Origin of the sequence: Chryseobacterium sp. GP-SGM7, assembly GCF_049166575.1 — a bacterium.
GTDB lineage: Bacteria > Bacteroidota > Bacteroidia > Flavobacteriales > Weeksellaceae > Chryseobacterium.
In genome coordinates this window covers 200,932-219,057 of the sequence record NZ_JBMHFF010000003.1, presented here as the reverse complement: position 1 = coordinate 219,057, position 18,126 = coordinate 200,932, and the positions used below count along the sequence as shown (strand labels likewise).

Annotated in this window: 22 protein-coding genes; 14 read left to right on the top strand and 8 right to left on the bottom strand. The window is 33.6% G+C overall.

The genetic code is table 11. The features are described 5' to 3' along the window. Nucleotides 1–88: 88 nt before the first annotated feature. Nucleotides 89–472, bottom strand: coding sequence for a DUF1634 domain-containing protein (locus tag ACOOWA_RS13395; RefSeq protein ID WP_421375913.1), 384 nt, complete (start codon nucleotides 470–472; stop codon nucleotides 89–91). Next, a complete protein-coding gene (locus ACOOWA_RS13390; RefSeq protein ID WP_421375911.1) occupies nucleotides 469–1,299 on the bottom strand; it encodes a sulfite exporter TauE/SafE family protein in 831 nt (276 codons plus the stop codon). Before ACOOWA_RS13390 ends, ACOOWA_RS13395 begins: the two co-directional genes overlap by 4 nt. 86 nt (nucleotides 1,300–1,385) lie before the next feature. Here ACOOWA_RS13390 and ACOOWA_RS13385 point away from each other — a divergent pair, with 86 nt between their 5' ends. Beyond that, nucleotides 1,386–1,937: a DUF1543 domain-containing protein gene (locus ACOOWA_RS13385; RefSeq protein ID WP_421375910.1), complete on the top strand. Its 552-nt coding sequence runs from the start codon at nucleotides 1,386–1,388 to the stop codon at nucleotides 1,935–1,937. A 30-nt stretch (nucleotides 1,938–1,967) separates the two neighbouring features. Beyond that, a complete protein-coding gene (locus ACOOWA_RS13380) occupies nucleotides 1,968–3,077 on the top strand; it encodes a 5-(carboxyamino)imidazole ribonucleotide synthase (protein WP_421375909.1) in 1,110 nt (369 codons plus the stop codon). 48 nt (nucleotides 3,078–3,125) lie between these two features. Here ACOOWA_RS13380 and ACOOWA_RS13375 read toward each other — a convergent pair whose 3' ends face one another. After that, nucleotides 3,126–3,485 (bottom strand): hypothetical protein, encoded by a 360-nt coding sequence (locus ACOOWA_RS13375; RefSeq protein ID WP_421375907.1) that lies wholly within the window; start codon nucleotides 3,483–3,485, stop codon nucleotides 3,126–3,128. Nucleotides 3,486–3,527: 42 nt separating this feature from the next. Then, complete coding sequence (locus tag ACOOWA_RS13370) at nucleotides 3,528–4,445, bottom strand: DMT family transporter (protein ID WP_421375905.1); 918 nt, start codon at nucleotides 4,443–4,445, stop codon at nucleotides 3,528–3,530. Between the two features lie 182 nt (nucleotides 4,446–4,627). Between ACOOWA_RS13370 and purE the strand changes: the two genes are divergently transcribed. Beyond that, on the top strand, nucleotides 4,628–5,131 hold the full coding sequence (gene purE / locus ACOOWA_RS13365; RefSeq protein WP_421375904.1) for a 5-(carboxyamino)imidazole ribonucleotide mutase: 504 nt from the start codon (nucleotides 4,628–4,630) through the stop codon (nucleotides 5,129–5,131). A 72-nt stretch (nucleotides 5,132–5,203) separates the two neighbouring features. On the opposite strand, the gene yiaA is transcribed toward purE, so the two are convergent. Continuing rightward, complete coding sequence (yiaA, locus tag ACOOWA_RS13360; protein WP_267266661.1) at nucleotides 5,204–5,596, bottom strand: inner membrane protein YiaA; 393 nt, start codon at nucleotides 5,594–5,596, stop codon at nucleotides 5,204–5,206. Nucleotides 5,597–5,651: 55 nt separating this feature from the next. Here yiaA and ACOOWA_RS13355 point away from each other — a divergent pair, with 55 nt between their 5' ends. Further along, nucleotides 5,652–5,843: a hypothetical protein gene (locus ACOOWA_RS13355; protein ID WP_421375902.1), complete on the top strand. Its 192-nt coding sequence runs from the start codon at nucleotides 5,652–5,654 to the stop codon at nucleotides 5,841–5,843. Nucleotides 5,844–5,901: 58 nt separating this feature from the next. Here the strand turns inward: ACOOWA_RS13355 and ACOOWA_RS13350 are convergent, their stop codons facing one another. Together ACOOWA_RS13350 and ACOOWA_RS13345 are read right to left on the bottom strand one after the other, a co-directional pair. Next, on the bottom strand, nucleotides 5,902–6,201 hold the full coding sequence (locus ACOOWA_RS13350) for a type II toxin-antitoxin system RelE/ParE family toxin (RefSeq protein WP_421375901.1): 300 nt from the start codon (nucleotides 6,199–6,201) through the stop codon (nucleotides 5,902–5,904). Continuing rightward, complete coding sequence (locus ACOOWA_RS13345; RefSeq protein WP_421375899.1) at nucleotides 6,198–6,449, bottom strand: type II toxin-antitoxin system ParD family antitoxin; 252 nt, start codon at nucleotides 6,447–6,449, stop codon at nucleotides 6,198–6,200. The genes ACOOWA_RS13350 and ACOOWA_RS13345 overlap by 4 nt, the downstream gene beginning before the upstream one ends. 47 nt (nucleotides 6,450–6,496) lie before the next feature. On the opposite strand from ACOOWA_RS13345, the gene ACOOWA_RS13340 reads away from it, so the two are divergent. Next, complete coding sequence (locus ACOOWA_RS13340) at nucleotides 6,497–6,628, top strand: hypothetical protein (RefSeq protein WP_421375898.1); 132 nt, start codon at nucleotides 6,497–6,499, stop codon at nucleotides 6,626–6,628. 71 nt (nucleotides 6,629–6,699) lie between these two features. Here ACOOWA_RS13340 and ACOOWA_RS13335 read toward each other — a convergent pair whose 3' ends face one another. Next, complete coding sequence (locus ACOOWA_RS13335) at nucleotides 6,700–7,803, bottom strand: hypothetical protein (RefSeq protein WP_421375896.1); 1,104 nt, start codon at nucleotides 7,801–7,803, stop codon at nucleotides 6,700–6,702. Between the two features lie 129 nt (nucleotides 7,804–7,932). Here ACOOWA_RS13335 and ACOOWA_RS13330 point away from each other — a divergent pair, with 129 nt between their 5' ends. The 9 genes from ACOOWA_RS13330 to ACOOWA_RS13290 all read left to right on the top strand — a co-directional run bounded on the left by ACOOWA_RS13330 (nucleotide 7,933) and on the right by ACOOWA_RS13290 (nucleotide 18,083). After that, on the top strand, nucleotides 7,933–9,219 hold the full coding sequence (locus tag ACOOWA_RS13330) for an adenylosuccinate synthase (RefSeq protein ID WP_421375894.1): 1,287 nt from the start codon (nucleotides 7,933–7,935) through the stop codon (nucleotides 9,217–9,219). Nucleotides 9,220–9,796: 577 nt separating this feature from the next. Further along, nucleotides 9,797–10,639, top strand: coding sequence for an energy transducer TonB (locus ACOOWA_RS13325; protein WP_421375892.1), 843 nt, complete (start codon nucleotides 9,797–9,799; stop codon nucleotides 10,637–10,639). Between the two features lie 164 nt (nucleotides 10,640–10,803). Continuing rightward, on the top strand, nucleotides 10,804–11,577 hold the full coding sequence (locus tag ACOOWA_RS13320; protein WP_421375890.1) for a ParA family protein: 774 nt from the start codon (nucleotides 10,804–10,806) through the stop codon (nucleotides 11,575–11,577). Nucleotides 11,578–11,636: 59 nt separating this feature from the next. Further along, nucleotides 11,637–12,527, top strand: coding sequence for a ParB/RepB/Spo0J family partition protein (locus ACOOWA_RS13315; RefSeq protein ID WP_421375888.1), 891 nt, complete (start codon nucleotides 11,637–11,639; stop codon nucleotides 12,525–12,527). Further along, nucleotides 12,528–13,166, top strand: a complete 639-nt coding sequence (locus tag ACOOWA_RS13310) for a DUF5683 domain-containing protein (RefSeq protein WP_421375886.1) — start codon at nucleotides 12,528–12,530, stop codon at nucleotides 13,164–13,166. Between the two features lie 29 nt (nucleotides 13,167–13,195). Next, nucleotides 13,196–13,897 carry a 4-hydroxy-tetrahydrodipicolinate reductase gene (gene dapB / locus ACOOWA_RS13305; protein ID WP_421375884.1) on the top strand — a complete coding sequence of 234 codons (702 nt, stop codon included), beginning with the start codon at nucleotides 13,196–13,198 and terminating at the stop codon, nucleotides 13,895–13,897. Nucleotides 13,898–14,009: 112 nt separating this feature from the next. After that, nucleotides 14,010–15,650 (top strand): signal peptidase I, encoded by a 1,641-nt coding sequence (gene lepB / locus ACOOWA_RS13300; RefSeq protein ID WP_421375883.1) that lies wholly within the window; start codon nucleotides 14,010–14,012, stop codon nucleotides 15,648–15,650. A gap of 63 nt (nucleotides 15,651–15,713) precedes the next feature. After that, complete coding sequence (locus tag ACOOWA_RS13295) at nucleotides 15,714–16,331, top strand: WbqC family protein (protein ID WP_421375881.1); 618 nt, start codon at nucleotides 15,714–15,716, stop codon at nucleotides 16,329–16,331. Between the two features lie 66 nt (nucleotides 16,332–16,397). Then, entirely contained in the window at nucleotides 16,398–18,083 is a 1,686-nt protein-coding gene (locus ACOOWA_RS13290) for a S8 family serine peptidase (protein WP_421375879.1), read from the top strand. Nucleotides 18,084–18,126: the final 43 nt, after the last annotated feature.

Genomic DNA, 18,126 nt, shown 5'->3' with positions numbered 1-18,126 from the left:
ACATAATGTATTTAGTTTCACAAAGCCGCTTCGCTTATATAAGAAATAAAGAATTTAATGTCAAATCTCAAACATTCAATTTCAAATTCTAATGCGCATAACCCGTAAAGAAACTTACCGCCATAATTGCCAGAACGATCGAAGAGATAATCACATAAACGTAATCTTTCTCTTTTAAATAACCGATTAAAGCAAAGATAATCCTCATTAAAGGTGTGAAAATCAACATCAGAATTCCGAGTTGAATGATGGCCATTCCCTCGCCTTTGCAGAGTGTTTCCCAAAAATGTCCCCAAACTTTTTCAGAAGATGTTCCCATATCAAGAAGTTTGTATTTTCTCGGCATTTTAAAACCCTCGGTGAAAAGTTTGATAAAACCAATCAGAGAAGTTATGACCGATAAAATAACGCCCATACGAAGGAGATTTCCGACAGAACGGTTAAGATCAATATCTGTAAAATCTTTTCTCATGAGAAATTGCTTCTAATACCGTTATACATCATGTAAATTGAAAGTATCGTGATAACAATGGCAAAAAATGTCTTCAGTTTTTTTGTTTTTGATACCATTAATGTTTTAGAACCGATGAAACTTCCTACCACAACACCCACTAAAACGGGTGCCACAATAACTGGGATGATTTCACCTCTCTGAAAATAAATCAACGAACTTGCCACTGCAGTTACACCGATCATAAAATTACTGGTTGTGGTAGAAACTTTAAAAGGTAACCTCATCATATTGTCCATTGCCAAAACTTTCAAAGCTCCGGAACCGATCCCTAAAAGTCCGGACATTGCGCCTGCAAACATCATCATAAAAAATCCGGAAACTGTATTTCTTGCGGCGTAAGTTTTTACAACACCTTTGTCTGGAAAAGTACCGTACAATTTGAGCTTGTCTTCGAGACTTCCTTTAATTAAAGATTCCTGATGATCGGGTTTTCCTTTTAAATTTAAAATAACGGTGAGCAAAAGAATGCTTGCAAAGATAATTCCGATGGTATTGGGATTCAGCATTCCGGAAACCAAAGCTCCTGCAATGGCACCTGAAGTTGTTGCAATCTCCAGAAACATCCCGATTCTCATATTGGTAAAACCTTCTTTTACGAAAGCTACGGCTGCTCCGGATGAAGTTCCGATGACCGAAATCAGTGATGCACCGATTGCATAATGCATTGGAACGCCAAAACCAAGCGTCAATAAAGGGATAATGATAACTCCTCCTCCCAAACCGGTGAGTGAACCCAGAAGCCCGGCCGAGATAGCGCCAAGAAAAAGAATAATGATCTCCGACATGCTACAAATATAAAACTATTGCGGTTTTCAGGCAAACATTCACCCAAGATTATTTTTTGCCGTATTTTTGCAGAATGGAAAACTCTATGAAACTCTTTTACATCATTCTCGGCGCCACTCCGAAAGGCAGAAATATTGAGCAGCACGACGTATTTTTCGGAATTGCAGAAAATCTGAAAGATCTTGTTCCGATACTAAAAGATTTCTGGCCGGAAGCTAAAGGGAAAATTCATATTGATGCATATCAGGAAGTAAAATTTGCTGATGGATACGAAATTATAATCGAACCGAGAAAAACTTTTGAAAACAGCGAAAAGCTTTTTTTTGTAAATCTTGGCGGCTACAAAGAAGCACATTTCAAAGAATTTCATGAGCAACATTTAATGGTGGGTAAAACTTTGGGTGAAGTTGTAAAAAAAGCAAAAGCAACTGAGTTTTATCAGACAATGGGCTTCAAAGGAGCAGGAAGTCATATTGATGAAAAATATGGTGTCGATATTGACGATATTTTTAGTGTTACCGAGATTCTTCCGGATGAAATGAGAAGCAAATATTCATTGAGAATAGTGAAATCTGAACAGGAAAATCAGGAAAACTACACATTTTTAGGATATCTGATGCTTGATAAGATTAAATAGATTAAAAAAAATATAATAAGTAAAAATAAAATGAAAATAGGAATTTTAGGAGGCGGTCAGTTAGGTCGGATGCTGATTCAGGAAGCACTGAAGTACGATGATGAATTTTATACTTTAGATCCGGCTTCAGATGCGCCTTGTCATAATATTTCATATTTTACACAAGGAAGTTTTAATGATTATGAAACTGTTTTAGAATTTGGAAAAGATAAAGATGTTGTAACGATTGAGATAGAGCATGTAAATGCAGATGCTTTGGCTGAGCTTGAAAATCAGGGCGTGAAAGTAGTTCCGAATTCTAGGATTATTAAAACCATTCAGCAGAAAATTCTTCAGAAGAAATTTTATGAAGAAAACAATATTCCGAGTCCTGAATTTGAAATTATGGACGGAAGCTCTGATGAAATAAAAATGCCGCTTCCTTTTGTACAGAAAATGAATACAGGTGGTTACGACGGAAAGGGAGTTCAGGTAATTCGCACCAATGAAGACATGAAAAACCTTTGGATTGCAGATTCCGTGCTTGAAAAGTTGGTAGATATTGAAAAAGAACTTTCAATAATTGTTGCTAAAAATGAAAACGGAGAAACACAAACTTTTCCTGTCACAGAAATGGTTGCAGATCCGAAATTAAACCTGCTTGATTTCAATATTTGTCCGGTTCATCTGAGCGAAGATATTGAAAATCAAATTAATTCAATTACAGATAAATTTCTTGCTGCCGTTAATTCTCCGGGATTGTTTGCGATTGAATTATTTTTAGATAAAGAAGGAAAAGTCTGGGTGAACGAAACTGCACCAAGACTTCACAATTCGGGACACCAAAGTCAGGAAGGAAATGCTAATTCACAGTTTGAACAGATGTATCGTGTGGTAAAAAATCTACCTTTAGCAGATACCGATGCAATTATTTACAGCGGAATGCTGAATCTTGTAGGAGCAGAAGGATTTTCGGGAAAAGTAATTTACGAAGGAATGGAAGAAGTTTTAAAACTTCCTGAAACCTATATTCACCTGTATGGTAAAACTGAAACAAAACCCGGAAGAAAAATGGGTCACATCAATGTTTTGGCAGATTCAAGAGAAGAATTAATGGAAAAATTGATTGAAGTGAAAGCAATGGTGAGAGTGATTGCTTAATGCTTTTAAAATATATTGAGAAAGACTGCTTTTTTGGAGCAGTCTTTTTTATTTAGAAACAATTTTTGGTAAATCAATCGTCCATTTTTTATCAATTGAATTCCATAATAAATATGGACCGCCTAAACCGTCGTCAAATACCAATTCATAATTTCCGTTTTCGTTTTTTGAGTAAACTGGTTTTGAGTGATTATCTTTTTGTAAACCCAATTGTTCCAGGGTCTGCCAATCATTTTCTTCGGGAAGTTTGTAACTGTTTTTCCTGTAATTTTCGATGTTTACAATAATTTCATTCCCTGTTTTTATATCAGATTTTCGGGTGATTTCTATGGGAAGATTCCAATAAATCGTGAATGATACAATTATTAAAACGATTACTGATATGGTGATGATGAGTGCTTTTTTCATTATTTACAATATTATTCATGGCAATTTAATTATTTTCTATTCCTAAATTGATTTCTCTTCAATCTTTTTCCTTTTAAAAAGCTCTTTATTATAATTGATAATAAAGACGCCCACAATAATCAAGACCGCTGCAGCAATAAATTTAGCCGAAATTTTTTCACCTAAAATAAGCCAACTAAGGAAAATAGAAATAATTGTATTAATATATGATAAAATAGAAACCTGAACCGGTGAAACTCTCGTCAAAGCATAATGAAACGCAAAAAAAGCCGCTACAGAACCAAAAATAGCAAGATAAAGCATTGCGGAAATACTTTTTATGCTCCAGTTTTCAAAATTATAAGATTCGGAAAATAGTGCTGCAAAACAGAGCTGAACAATTCCTGCAAAAATAAACTGATAGAAAAGATTCAGAGAAATATTTTTGCTTTGAATATTCATTTTTTTTGTAAAAATAGTTCCTGAAGCCCAACCAACAATCGCTATACAAAGAAAAATAATTCCCATCCGATAATCAGGATTTGTCATATCTGCTAAGCCGTCCCAGAAAATAAAAATAATCCCGCTGAAACATAATAAAACTCCGAAAAATGCTCTTATACTGAATTTCTGCAATCCGATTGCGACGCTTCCCAGAAAAACAACGATAGGGGAACATGCACTGATTAATGAGGTTAAGCTGCTCGTTACTTCTTCCTCGGCAACCGTTGTCATTCCGTTGGCTACAATAAGCATTAATGAAGAAAATATAAGTTGATAACCAAGGTTTTTCCAGCCGATCCATTTGAATTCTTTTCTGTACAGAAGAATAATCAACATAATCATTGCAGCCAAAAACTGACGGATTCCTGCCACAAACCACGCCGGAATTGTTTCCACCGCCACACGAATGGCTAAAAATGTAGTTCCCCAAACAATGGCAACGGTAAAAATGGCTAGAGTAAGTTTGTAATTTTTCAAAGTGTAAAAAAAATAGAGGCGCAAAGGTAAGATTTTCTAGGCGTGAATAGTCAATTTTACTCCGCAAGTCAATTGTGAATTTTTCCTCTTGTATTTATTTTGAAAATTCACAGCAAAGCAAATTGACCATTCATCATTCACTATTAAATTCCTTATCTTTGAAGCCTAATAAATTGAATAAAATGGTAGGAATTATCATGGGAAGTCAGAGCGACTTACCGATTATGGAACTGGCGGCAAATTTTTTGAAATCTTTGGATATTCCTTATGAACTAACGGTGGTTTCAGCTCACAGAACACCTGAAAGGATGTTTGATTATGCAAAAACAGCTAAAGAAAGAGGCCTAAAAGTAATTGTCGCAGGAGCAGGTGGAGCTGCACATCTTCCGGGAATGGTGGCAAGCTGTACAACTTTACCGGTAATAGGAGTTCCTATTTTATCGAGTAATTCTATCGACGGATGGGATTCTGTTTTATCAATTTTACAAATGCCGGGCGGAATTCCGGTGGCAACTGTGGCTTTAAACGGAGCTTTGAATGCAGGAATTTTAGCCGCAAAAATTTTAGGAAGCGGTAATGAAGAAATTGCAGCGAAACTTCAGGTGTATCAGGATACTTTAAAAGATAAAGTTTTGGGAACTGTAGATGATATCAAAGCAAAACACCCAAACAGATACGATAATTAAAAGTTCGCTTCAATTATTATCTTTACACATAAATAAGAGGCTGTTTCAAAAGCGAGACAGCCTCTTTGTTATTTATTCCTGAGTCATATTGTCCCGGGTATTTTTCTGAACTGCGATTGCGCCAAACAAAGCCAGTAAAAATGCAAAGCCATAAAATCCTTTTTCACTTGGGAGAATAGTGGCGTTCCACAATCCTATTGCCAGTAAAACAATAGAAGATAATGTTGCAAACCAGCAGATTCCGTAGTAAATGTCTGTAACTTTAATATTTTCTAATCGGTCACGAACAGCTTTTTGTAAGGAAACTACAGCAAAAAGTCCGTAAAGCAAAATGGTGAAATAATACCCTTTTTCATTAAGCTGCATTTCTGCTCTTGCAAGTCCTACAATAAACCCTACCATTCCTGCACCCAAAGCAACCCATGAAGCTGCTACGAACGCATTTGATACTCCTTGTTTTTTCATTAATCGATGTTTTGTTTATTATTAATTCAAATATATACTTTTTAAATTAATGTTAATGGTTTTCATCAGCAATAAAGCTCCCGATATGATTATTCTCGATGAGCCGACAAATAATTTAGACCTTAAAAATGTGGAAATTCTGACGAATTCTATTAAGGTTTATCACGGAGCCTTGGTGGTGATTTCGCATGATGGGGTGTTTTTGGAGGAGATTGGGGTGAGGAATGAGATTTTTTTAAGTAATTAAAATTTTTTAATATATAAACCTTATAGGTTTTTAAAACCTATAAGGTTTGACTTAAGTTTTATTCATCCAATCTCGAAGAAATATCCATTTGCTGATGAAGAATTCTTATAATTTCAATTTCTTCATTTTTAAGATTAATTTTATAAAATATAAAATGTGATTTAACTCTCGAACGAAAATATCCTTTTCTTATCTCATTATAATCTTTTCCTGACTTTGGATTTTCAGATAAGTATTCAATTTCATTCATTAACAAATCAAAATAATAATCTGCCTGTTCTCTAGACCATACTTCAGAAGTATACAGCCAAATTTTTTCTAAATCATTTGATGCTTCTTTGCTGATTCTGTATTTCATGAGTCAGCAGAATGTTTTTGATGAAGATTTTTTAAAAATTCTTTACGATCAAAATTCTCAACAAATCCAGATTTTTCTCCTTTTTTTAATTCGTTGATTAATTCTGACTTTTTGGATTCTTCATATTCAAACATTCGTAAAGCAGCTCTCACAACTTCACTTGCAGAAGAGAATTTACCAGATTTAATCTGTTGACTGATAAAGTTATCGAAATAATCGCCTAGTAATATGGAGGTGTTTTTTGCCATTATTTTTATTTTAAATCAAAGATACCAATTCTTGGTATTTATTCAAAATGAATTATTTGACACTTGATGAATTGATGAATAATTTAGACCTTCAAAATGTGAAAATTCTAACGAATTCTATTAAGGATTATCATGAAACTTTGGTGGTGATTTCACATGATGAGGTTTTATTTGGATAAGAATAATAAAAATATTCATACTTTTGTCATTCCGCAGGAATCTAAGCTGTTAAAAGTTTTCTGCGGAATGATTATTTATTTTTCAATAACCATTTTAGATATTTATAAGCACAATAATATTCAATATCGTTATGTAAGTTTACTTCCATATATTGTAATTCAGCTAAAACGTCACTATTGTCACATTTAGATTTTAAAAGAGAACTAAAAAATTCAAAATCATGAAAATCTCTTTTCGTAGAAAGTTTGCCTAGCTCGTAGTGATAGCTAACCTCTTTTTTATTTTGATTTAAACTTTTTGCTATTGGAAACATTGGTAATTCTATTTCTGAAAAATTATTTTCTTTTTTACCTGTTAATAAATCAATATCATCTTTTGTACACAAAATATATTCTTTTAAACTTGAATAAAAATTTTCAATAAAATGCCTATATCTTTCATGTTCATTAGCTTTGGAATAAATTACTTTTAATGACTCAGCATCATAAATGAAATCTGATTCTAAAAATTTTTCAAAATAAGCTGAAATTATTTTAAGAAGAATTTCAAAGTCTTGTACTGAAATATTTTCTTCTAAAATTTCTATTTGTTTTTTGAACCTAGTTAATATACTTTCTAACTTTTTAATTATTAAATCAAAATATGTATTTAAAAAAAATATATGACGTTTTATAACATCGTCAATCTTTATATTAACTTTTTCAAAACTATAATTATTGTCTATATGATATCTTAAATATTCAATTTCATCATTTTTTGAATGATAACTAAATAAAGTTGATGAAATAAATTTGCCATTGATTTTCCTAATCGGATGACCTACAAGTTCATTTCTTATCTCTCGGTTTTTCGAATAATTAATGTCATTTTTTAAATCACTTTTATTTTTTTTACAATTAAAAATATAAAGTAATTCTTCTACAAAATCTTGTTGTACATATATTGCTTGTAAAAAACTTATGTAAAAGGAAAATTTTGTTGAGTTACCTGAATTTTTTGGAACATCAGAAATTAAAGAGAATGTGTCATGAAAATAGCCCAAAATATCGCCAAAATAATTTGTTTTGATTTCATCAGTAAACCTTATTTTATTGTTACAAAACTTATATTCTAAAATGAAATTATTCCAAATCTCAGCTATTTTGTCTAATTTTTCAATTGTGTTATTTTCCATTTAAGTTACATTAGGCTAAATATAAACGATTTTTATTAAAAGTAAAGTCCCAAAAATAAAATCCCCCTCAAATTTGCCCACCCAATTTTTTAAAAGTAATTTTGCATGAATCTAAAATAAAAGTAAAATATGTCAACTTACGTAGTTGTAGGTCTTCAGTATGGAGATGAAGGTAAAGGAAAAATCACGGATGTTTTATCGGCAAAATCAGATTATGTAGTACGTTTCCAGGGAGGGGACAACGCTGGTCACACGGTTTATGTAGGGGATGAGAAATTCGTTTTGCACCTTCTTCCATCGGGAGTTCTTCAGTGCAAAGGGAAGTGTATCATTGCCAACGGAGTAGTGGTAAATCCTAAATCTTTCATTAAGGAGGTGAATCAGATCGAAAGCAAAAACATGAGAACTGATCACATTTTCATCAGCAGAAGAGCACATGTCATCATGCCTTACCATATTCTTTTGGATACGTACCGTGAAGAAGAGCACGGAGGAACGCAGATCGGAACGACGAAAAAAGGAATCGGACCTTGCTACGAAGATAAAATTGCAAGAGTGGGTATCAGAATGATCGACCTTCTGAATCCTGAAATTTTAAGAGAAAAAATCGAGAAAAACTTAAAAATTAAGAATTCTCTTTTTGAAAAATATTACGGAAAACCGACATTAGACGTTGAAGAGATCTACAACGAATATTTAGAAATCGGAAAACAGCTTCAGGACAGAATTGTTGATACTGAATTAGAATTAAACGAAGCCATCAGAGACGGTAAAAACGTTTTATTCGAAGGAGCGCAGGCTTTAATGCTTGATATCGACTTCGGAACGTATCCATACGTAACTTCATCTTCTCCGTCAACTGGAGGAGTTTGTACAGGAGCGGGAGTTCCGCCAACGTCACTTCAAAACTTAATCGGTGTGGCAAAAGCATACTGTACAAGAGTAGGAAACGGACCTTTTCCATCAGAATTAGACAACGAATTAGGAGAAAGCATCAGACAGATCGGTGGTGAATTCGGAGCGACTACAGGCAGACCGAGAAGAACAGGTTGGCTAGACCTTGTTTCTTTGAAGCACGCTTGTATGATTAACGGAATCAATAATTTAGTAATTACAAAATTAGATGTTCTTACAGGAATTGAAAACCTTAAAATCGTTACCCATTACAAAACTGAAGACGGAAAAATCATCGATTATTTCACTTCTTCAACAGAAAAATTATACAACTACGAGCCAATCTATCAGGATTTACCAGGTTGGAAAGAAGATCTGACGAAAGTAAGAAGCTATGACGAACTTCCTGATACGGCTCAGAAATACATCGAATTTATCGAAAAGTATTTGGGAATCAACGTTTACTTAGTATCTGTTGGTCCTGAAAGAAGCCAAAATATCATCAGAAAAGAATTATTCTAAGGAATATTTTTAATAATTTAAAAGAGACCGTCAGTTTTGGCGGTCTCTTTTTTATGTCATTGTGACAAGCGAAGTAATCTAATAACCAACAACTATCTACCATCAACTATATTCTCAATCATGTAAACTTCCAGCATCCATCTTCCAACTTCTTTTCTTTTTAGAAGCTGTTTCCCGCTTTCCATTACAATCTTTTTTTTCAAAAAAGGATTTTCATTGCAATCGGGGCTAGGATTTCTGTCATCCATACAGGCTTTCTAGGTTTCATCAAGAATATAATTGTCAACTATTCAAAATTGAAAGTCAATAAAGATTATTAGCATAAAAATCATATTGAGAAACTGAAATCAAAAATTCGCAAAACATTCTTATGTTCATTAACCAGGGAATTATAAACATTTAAAACCCAATTTTATATTCGTTGAATAGTTAAATTTTCAATTTAACATAGTTTTTATATAAAATTTTATGTTTTGTTAAAAAATTGGCAAATTTTTTGATATTGTTTCAAAGATTATTTTAAACGTATTGAAAACTGATAATCTATAATATATTAACAATTTTAATTTTTGTAGTGATGAAACACCTAGAACAAAATCAGGAATTTCGACTGAACGAAATCCTTTTCGAAAACCGTAACAAAGCTTATGGTGCTTATGTATTAAGAACAGAATCAGACAGAATTTTAACCAAAGCATTTTTTATAGGGGTTGGTTTATTAGCTGCAGTTTCTATCATTCCAGTAGTAATTTCAGCGTTTAATTCTCCTGACGTTACTGATAGCGGGTTTATTCCCGAACCACCAGTAATGGTAAATGTAGATAAAAAAGATCCACCCGCAGAAGTCAAACCGCCACAAACTGTAGTTACTCCTCCACCTCCAAGTGTGAAACAATATGATTCTCAGGTCGTAACTCCTAAAAAAGATGCAGATGAAAGTAATATTGTAAAAGATATTCCTAAAGATGCAATTGCCGGAGTAAAAAATGATTTTACTTCACCAGTTGCGCCAAGTATTAATGTTCCAACAACAATTATTTCAGGACCTGGAACAGTAGCTCCTCCAAAAGTAAACCCTGTAGCTCCAGTTGATCCGAATGAGATTATTGGAGAAGAAGGTTTGAGTAAAAGTGCAGATTTTGAGGGAGGAATTAATTCTTTCAGAAATAAAGTAATGAATAAATTCGATGTTTCAGCTTTTGAAAATCAGGATGTTATAAGTACAAAAGTAACATTTGTCGTTGAAACAGACGGCAGTATTTCTAATATCAAAGCTAATGGTAAAGACGCTTCGTTTAATGCAGAAGCAATCAGAACCATTAAATCAGTAAAAGGAAAATGGGTTCCTGGAAAAAATAAAAAAAATGAATCGGTAAGAAGTTATTTCAGCTTTCCGATTTCAATGAAATTTGATAATTAATATCTTAAAAACAAATTTCAGTAGTTATCCACAAAGATTTATTTTTGTGGATAATTTTTTTTAGGTCTAAAATGCTTGTTAACAATATTTTAACTCAATATTCGTTTTAGTCATTCTCTAATAGCAGAGAAAAAAGTGTATTTTTGAGGCTTAAAGTTCGAGCAATGGCAAAAATTATAGGTATCGCTAATCAGAAAGGTGGAGTAGGAAAGACTACTACTGCCGTAAATTTAGCTGCAGCATTAGGGGTTTTAGAAAAGAAAATTCTGATTATTGATGCAGATCCACAGGCAAATGCAACTTCTGGTTTGGGTGTGGAAGAAGTGCAGTATTCTACCTATAATCTTTTGGAACATAGTGTTGAAACTAGAAACTGTATTCAAAAAACGACGACTCCTAATTTAGATATTGTACCTTCTCACATTGATTTGGTAGCAGCCGAGATTGAATTAGTAGACAAAGAAAGACGTGAATATATGCTGAAAGAAGCATTGAAGGAAGTAAGAGACGATTACGATTACATTATTATAGACTGCGCACCAAGTTTAGGTTTAATTACAATTAATGCTTTAACGGCAGCAGATTCTGTAATTATTCCGATTCAGTGTGAGTATTTTGCATTGGAAGGTCTTGGGAAGCTTTTAAACACGGTAAAAAATGTTCAGAAAATTCACAATAAAGATTTAGACATCGAAGGTTTATTGTTGACGATGTACGACAGCCGTTTGAGACTTTCAAATCAGGTAGTGGAAGAAGTAAATTCTCACTTCCCGGAAATGGTTTTTGAAACAATCATCAGCAGAAATGTTAGGTTAAGTGAAGCACCAAGTTTCGGTGAAAGTATCTTAAATTATGATGCTGAAAGTAAGGGAGCCATTCAATACATCCAGCTTGCAGAAGAGGTTTTATTGAAGAACGAAAATTTAGTTAAAAATTAAAATGATTTTTGTATTTAAATAATTATCAATGATCATTAATCAATAATCATTTACACAGAATGAAGGACAGAAAAAGAGCAATGGGACGTGGTTTGGGAGCAATTCTAAGTGCAGAATCCAAAGCTACCGTCAACACAGCAACTGATGAAGGAGCAGATAAATTTGTGGGAAATATTATGGAGGTTTCCATGGAAGATATTTACCCGAATCCTACACAGCCAAGAACTTATTTTGACGAAAAAGCATTAAACGAATTAGCGCAGTCTATTAAAAATTTAGGAGTTATACAGCCTATTACCTTAAGAAAAGACGGCGAGAAATTTGAAATTATTTCCGGGGAAAGACGTTTCAGAGCAAGTAAAATTGCCGGTTTGTCTTCAGTTCCGGCATACATTCGTTTGGTAAATGACCAGGAGCTTCTTGAAATGGCTCTTGTGGAAAATATTCAGCGTGAAGATCTTGATGCGATTGAAATTGCATTAACATACCACAGACTTTTGGAAGAAATCGGTCTTACTCAGGAAAATCTGAGCCAAAGAATTGGAAAAGACAGAAGTACCATTACCAATTCAATCAGATTATTAAGGTTGAGTCCGGATATTCAGAATGCCATCCGAAGCGGAGAAATTTCTGCAGGACACGGAAGAGCAATCATCAGTCTTGAAAATGAAGAGCATCAGCAAATATTATTTGATTTAATTATCAAAGAAAAACTGAATGTTCGTCAATCTGAACAGGCGGCAACAGCATTAAAAAATCCAAAATCTCCTGCTGCAAAAAGAGCAAAAGCTGAGCTTTCAAACAATTATAAAAGAGCGCAGAAAACAATTGCAGATATTCTTGATGTAAAAGTTGAAATTAAAACAACAGGAACCGGTAAAAAAGGCAAGATTGTTTTAGATTTTAAAAATGAAGATGAGCTGGAATATATTTTATCTCACATTAAATAAATGAAAAACTTACTTTTTACTTTTTTCATATTGTTATCAGGATTGGTATTTTCACAGACCAATCCGAGAGATACTGTAAGACTTGAGCACTACGCTACAGACAGTATTCCTGCTGCAAAACCGCAAGCTTCTGCAGAAGTGATAAAAGAAATTGAAAAAGCAAATGCTCCTGCCAAATTAAAAGTTAAAAAATTAAACCCTACGAAAGCAGGTTTATATTCTGCGGTCTTACCGGGTTTGGGGCAGTTTTACAATAAGAAATACTGGAAGATTCCCATTGTTTGGGGAGCTGTAGGAACGGGAGCAGGTATTGCAATCTGGAATCAGAATCAATATGAAAAATACCGTGAATATTACATTGCAAAATTAAATGGTGCACCAAACGATTTCTTAACGAGAAATCCTACTTTGGATGCTACAGCTTTGGGAAATGCACAAGACAGAGTGAAAAGACAGCGGGATTATGCCATTGCCATTACAGGATTAATTTACATTTTAGGAATTGTAGATGCGGTTGTAGATGCCCATTTATATGAAGGTCGTAAAGATCCGGATTTAACGTTTGCTCCGGCTGTAATTTATGATGACTATAATGTAAGTCCGCCAAAAACAGGTTTGGCTCTAAGTTTCAGATTTTAAAATTATAATTAAGAGAAATAATTATTTATATGAAAATAGCATTGGTAGGATACGGAAGAATGGGGAAGATTATCGATGAGATTGCTCTGAAAAGAGGTCATGAAGTGGTTGCCCGATTGAAAGAAACTCCGACTGCTGAAAATCTTAATCATCCTGATGTTGTGATCGAATTTTCTCTTCCTGAAGTGGCTTTTGATAATATTAAAGCCTGTCTTGAAAATAAAATTCCCGTAATCTGCGGAACAACAGGATGGCTTGAAAAAAAATCCGAAATCGAAAATATTGCAGTTCAGAATGAAACTGCATTTTTATATGGCTCAAACTTTAGTTTAGGCGTGAATTTATTTTTTGCTTTAAACGAAAAATTAGCCAATTTAATGAAAAATGTGAACGAATATTCTTGTCAGTTAGAAGAGATTCATCACATCCACAAGCTTGATGCACCAAGCGGAACAGCAATTTCTCTCGCAGAAGGAATTATCAGAAACAATGATCAGTTTGATGCCTGGAAATTAGAAGAAACTCAGGAAAAACAATTGGGTATTTTTGCTATTCGTGAAGATGAAGTTCCGGGAACGCACTCTGTTTATTACAGAAGTGAAGTCGATGAGATTGAAATAAAACATACGGCATATAACAGAAACGGCTTTGCTTTGGGAGCAGTGGTTGCTGCAGAATGGATAAAAGACAAAAAAGGAAACTTTACAATGAAAGATGTTTTAGGACTCTAAAATTGTAACAAAATACTTACATTGCAAACTAATAATAGAGAATTTGTGTAAGAATCTATTACTTATTACACATTGCTCATCAATCATAATTACAGATTAGGCACGAAAATTTATGAATTATTTTTTAACGTACACAGTTTATGTTCTCATTTTATCAGTATTAATGGGGATTTCCACTTGGAAGCTGTTCAAGAAATTGGGGTATAATCCATTATTCGCATTTATACCTTTCTACAATTATTTCATTATCCTTAAAGAAACAAAACACCCGAAATGGTGGGCACTTTTATCATATTTACCAATTGTGGGACCTATTATGATGAGTGTTTTTCATCTGTATTTGATGAAAAAATTTGGAAAAACTCTCTTTAAAGATCAGTTGTTGACTGTTATTTTGCCTTTTATCTACATGGCGACAATCAATTATTCTAAAGATACTGAGATTGAAGACGAAAATGATTTGTATCTTACTGATGAAGAAAAAAATGCAAAAAAGAAAGACACTTTTATTGGATCGATTACTTTTGCAGTAGTTTTCGCAACCATCATTCACGTTTTTGTAACGCAGCCTTTCGGTATTCCTACCGGATCAATGGAAAGAACTTTATTGGTAGGAGACTTTCTTTTTGTAAATAAATGGAGCTACGGTTACAGATTACCAATGCGTCCTGTTGCAATACCATTCTTACAGGGAACTATTATGGATACTGGAAAACCTGGAAATCCTAAAGATGATCCTAAATCTTATGTTGACGGAATAAAATTGCCTTACGAAAGAATTTTCCAGTTCAGTAAGCCACAGAAAAACGAAATTGTTGTTTTCAATTACCCTCAAGATTCTGTACACACCGCAATTGACAGAAAAGATCCTTATGTGAAAAGATTGGTTGCAGTTGCAGGTGATACTTTTGAAATGAGAAACGGAAGACTTTTTGTAAACGGAAAACCGGAAACTGTTTTAGGAGATCAGGAAATTCAGCACAGATATATTGTTAATACAGGAAGTCAGCTTGATATTCCAAGTTTATACAATACTTTTGGATTTTTACCGGTTCAGGAAATTCCAAACGGGAACGGGTTTGTTTATGCTTTCCAAGGTTTGACCGATAAAACGGCTGCAGAAATCAAAAAACTTCCTCAGGTTATTGATATGAAGGAAGATATCCAGCCTAAAGGAGAATCTGCGGTTTCTTACAGAGATGAAGCAAGAACAAAAATTGATACTACACAATCTATTTTCCCGATTAACAGCGGATGGAATCAGGATCAATATGGTCCGCTAAAAATTCCTAAAAAAGGAGACATTGTTGCTCTTAATGAGAAAACTTTACCGGAGTATCAGTGGATAATTTCTAAATATGAAAACAATAAATTAGAAAATAAAAACGGGAAAATTTTTGTTAACGGAAAAGAAGCGAATCAGTATACAATTCAGCAGGATTATTATATGATGGTGGGAGATAACAGAGATGCTTCTCTTGATGCAAGATTCTTTGGTTTTGTTCCGGAAGAAAATATCGTAGGAAGACCAATGTTTACCTGGATGAGTTTACAGGGAGCATTTAAAGATTCGAGCTCTTCTTATCAAGCTCCGTTTAAAATCCGTTGGGACAGAATGTTCAAAGCTACAAATACAGGAGAAGCTAACAAAACTTCTTATTGGTGGGTTGCAGCGATGATCCTTATTCTTTTCTTTGGCTGGGAATATTTTGTAAAATTATTCGGAAAGAAGAAAAAAGAAGACGAGATTTAATTAATCATAAAAATAATAAGAATGAAGTATTTGAAAAAGTACTTCATTTTTCTATAAAGGACTATGCGAAATATATTATTACCGGTATTTTATTTACCACCGATTTCATGGTTTTCAGAGTTTTTAAATCCTGAAAATGAAGTGACTTTTGAGCAGTTTGAAAGCTTTCCAAAGCAGACTTTTAGAAATCGTACCAATATCTATGGAGCGAATGGGAAACTTTCGTTAATTATTCCGATTGCTCATAATGGAAATCGTTTATTTAAAGATACCGAGATGTCTTATCGTGAAGAATGGCAAAAAATTCACTGGAAATCCATTAAAACAGTATATCAGGGTTCCCCATATTTTGAATATTATGAAGATAAATTAGAGAAAATTTTTGATGTAAAAGAAAAATTCCTGCTGGATTTCAATTTGAAAAGTATCGAAATTGTTCAGAATATTTTAAAAACAGAAAAGGCATACTCTTTGAATAAAGAGTATTTTAAAAATCCGGAAGAAGTAAATTTCAGAGAGAAATTTTCACCCAAAAAACCTTTAGAATATGAGTTTGAAGAATACTATCAAATCTTCTCAGATAAGTTTGGTTTTTTAGAAAATTTATCAATTATTGATCTTATTTGTAACAAAGGTCCGGAATCTCTTACTTATATTAAAAATATTAAATGTAAATATTAACTTATCCCGTGGAAATTATTTTCGCTCATAAGTTGATAAAAAAACATTTGCAAATAAATTGTACATATGAAAAAAGTATTGTTAGCAGCAGTTTTTTTAGCTGGTTTTACTTATTCTTCAGCTCAGGAAACGCCAAAAACTGAGTCAAAAGAAGATAAAGATTTGATGACTTGGTATCACAAAGATTTTGCGACCACAAAAGTATATGGTGTAAATACAGAAAATGCGTATAAATTTTTAGAATCAAAAGGTTTAAAACCTAAAACAGTTATTGTAGGGGTTTTAGACAGTGGTGTTCAGGTTGATCATCCAGGATTGGCTAAAAATATGTGGTCAAATCCTAATGAAGTTCCAAATAACGGCAAAGATGATGACGGAAACGGATATATCGATGATGTTCACGGATGGAATTTTATTGGTGGTAAAAATGGTGATATCGACATTGATAATATGGAAGTAACAAGAGTGGTTGCTAAATACAAGCCGGTTTTCGAAGGAGATAATTCTACTCAAAACAAATCGAATCAGGCAAAAATGCCGGAAGAATTTGCGATGTATATGAAGTCGAAAGAACTTTTCACAAAAAAAAGTGTTGATGCAAGGCAAAGTTTCCAGCGTTATTCTATGATTAACGAATCGATACCGGCAATGGTAGCAATTTTAGGAGGAAAACCTTTAACAGCTGAAACAATTAAAAACAAAAAACCTTCTACTCAACAAGAGGCTGCAGCGCTTGAAATTTTATCACTTATTGCAAATAATCCTGAGTTTGCAGGAAAACCTGCGGCTGAAGTAGAATCAAAACTTAAGGAAGAAATGAAAGAAGCCTTAGATCATTTTGGTCCTATGGCGAAGCAGTATGATATTAATTATGATCCGAGAGCAGAAATTGTAGGAGATCATTATGATGATTATTCAGAAAAAATCTACGGAAATAATCATTACGAAGGTCCTGATGCAACCCACGGAACTCACGTTGCAGGTATTATTGCGGGATCGCCTCAAGGTAGTGAAATACAGTATGGTGTTGCTTCGAAAGTAGCAAAAATAATGACAGTAAGAACAGTTCCCAATGGTGATGAAAGAGATAAAGATGTTGCCAATGCAATAAGATATGCTGTGGATAACGGTGCAAGAATTCTGAATATGAGTTTCGGAAAACCGGTTTCTCCCGGGAAAAACGTAGTTTGGGATGCATTTAAGTATGCTCAGGATAAAGGTGTTCTTTTGGTAAAAGCAGCCGGAAATGAAAATGAAGATGTTGCAGAACATTTAGCCTATCCAACCAATTTTAAAAATATTACAGACGAAGCACCGTTTGTAAATAATGTTATGGTTGTGGGCGCAAGTACCAATAAAAATGATGCATTAAGAGCCGATTTTTCTAATTATAACAAGAAAATGGTCAATGTATTTGCACCGGGAGAACAGATTTATTCTACTGTTACTAAAGGTAAGTATGAATATCTTCAGGGAACTTCTATGGCTTCCCCTGTTGCAGCGGGAGCAGCAGCAGTTTTGCTAGCTTATATGCCAAATCTGAAACCAGCTCAGATTATTGAATCTTTAGTAAAAACGAGCAATCTGAGTTCTGCTAATGAATTTGGAGAAAAATCTCAGGCAGGAGGTGTTATTGATGTTAAAAAAGCTGCTGAATATGCTTATACTAATTTTTATGATGGAAAATCAAACACAGTAAAAACAAAAGCAGTAAAAAAATCAAGACCCGCTAAGAAATCTGTAAAGAGATAATAATCAGCTATATTGATCAACATAAACTATAAAGCCTGAATTT

Excerpts from the sequence above, each read along its gene's own strand:
- ACOOWA_RS13395 (WP_421375913.1), bottom strand. The coding sequence starts at position 472 with ATGAGAAAAGATTTTACAGATATTGATCTTAACCGTTCTGTCGGAAAT.
- ACOOWA_RS13390 (WP_421375911.1), bottom strand. The coding sequence starts at position 1,299 with ATGTCGGAGATCATTATTCTTTTTCTTGGCGCTATCTCGGCCGGGCTT.
- ACOOWA_RS13385 (WP_421375910.1), top strand. The coding sequence starts at position 1,386 with ATGAAACTCTTTTACATCATTCTCGGCGCCACTCCGAAAGGCAGAAAT.
- ACOOWA_RS13380 (WP_421375909.1), top strand. The coding sequence starts at position 1,968 with ATGAAAATAGGAATTTTAGGAGGCGGTCAGTTAGGTCGGATGCTGATT.
- ACOOWA_RS13375 (WP_421375907.1), bottom strand. The coding sequence starts at position 3,485 with ATGAAAAAAGCACTCATCATCACCATATCAGTAATCGTTTTAATAATT.
- purE (WP_421375904.1), top strand. The coding sequence starts at position 4,628 with ATGGTAGGAATTATCATGGGAAGTCAGAGCGACTTACCGATTATGGAA.
- yiaA (WP_267266661.1), bottom strand. The coding sequence starts at position 5,596 with ATGAAAAAACAAGGAGTATCAAATGCGTTCGTAGCAGCTTCATGGGTT.
- ACOOWA_RS13355 (WP_421375902.1), top strand. The coding sequence starts at position 5,652 with ATGGTTTTCATCAGCAATAAAGCTCCCGATATGATTATTCTCGATGAG.
- ACOOWA_RS13350 (WP_421375901.1), bottom strand. The coding sequence starts at position 6,201 with ATGAAATACAGAATCAGCAAAGAAGCATCAAATGATTTAGAAAAAATT.
- ACOOWA_RS13345 (WP_421375899.1), bottom strand. The coding sequence starts at position 6,449 with ATGGCAAAAAACACCTCCATATTACTAGGCGATTATTTCGATAACTTT.
- ACOOWA_RS13340 (WP_421375898.1), top strand. The coding sequence starts at position 6,497 with ATGAATTATTTGACACTTGATGAATTGATGAATAATTTAGACCTTCAA.
- ACOOWA_RS13335 (WP_421375896.1), bottom strand. The coding sequence starts at position 7,803 with ATGGAAAATAACACAATTGAAAAATTAGACAAAATAGCTGAGATTTGG.
- ACOOWA_RS13330 (WP_421375894.1), top strand. The coding sequence starts at position 7,933 with ATGTCAACTTACGTAGTTGTAGGTCTTCAGTATGGAGATGAAGGTAAA.
- ACOOWA_RS13325 (WP_421375892.1), top strand. The coding sequence starts at position 9,797 with ATGAAACACCTAGAACAAAATCAGGAATTTCGACTGAACGAAATCCTT.
- ACOOWA_RS13320 (WP_421375890.1), top strand. The coding sequence starts at position 10,804 with ATGGCAAAAATTATAGGTATCGCTAATCAGAAAGGTGGAGTAGGAAAG.
- ACOOWA_RS13315 (WP_421375888.1), top strand. The coding sequence starts at position 11,637 with ATGAAGGACAGAAAAAGAGCAATGGGACGTGGTTTGGGAGCAATTCTA.
- ACOOWA_RS13310 (WP_421375886.1), top strand. The coding sequence starts at position 12,528 with ATGAAAAACTTACTTTTTACTTTTTTCATATTGTTATCAGGATTGGTA.
- dapB (WP_421375884.1), top strand. The coding sequence starts at position 13,196 with ATGAAAATAGCATTGGTAGGATACGGAAGAATGGGGAAGATTATCGAT.
- lepB (WP_421375883.1), top strand. The coding sequence starts at position 14,010 with ATGAATTATTTTTTAACGTACACAGTTTATGTTCTCATTTTATCAGTA.
- ACOOWA_RS13295 (WP_421375881.1), top strand. The coding sequence starts at position 15,714 with ATGCGAAATATATTATTACCGGTATTTTATTTACCACCGATTTCATGG.
- ACOOWA_RS13290 (WP_421375879.1), top strand. The coding sequence starts at position 16,398 with ATGAAAAAAGTATTGTTAGCAGCAGTTTTTTTAGCTGGTTTTACTTAT.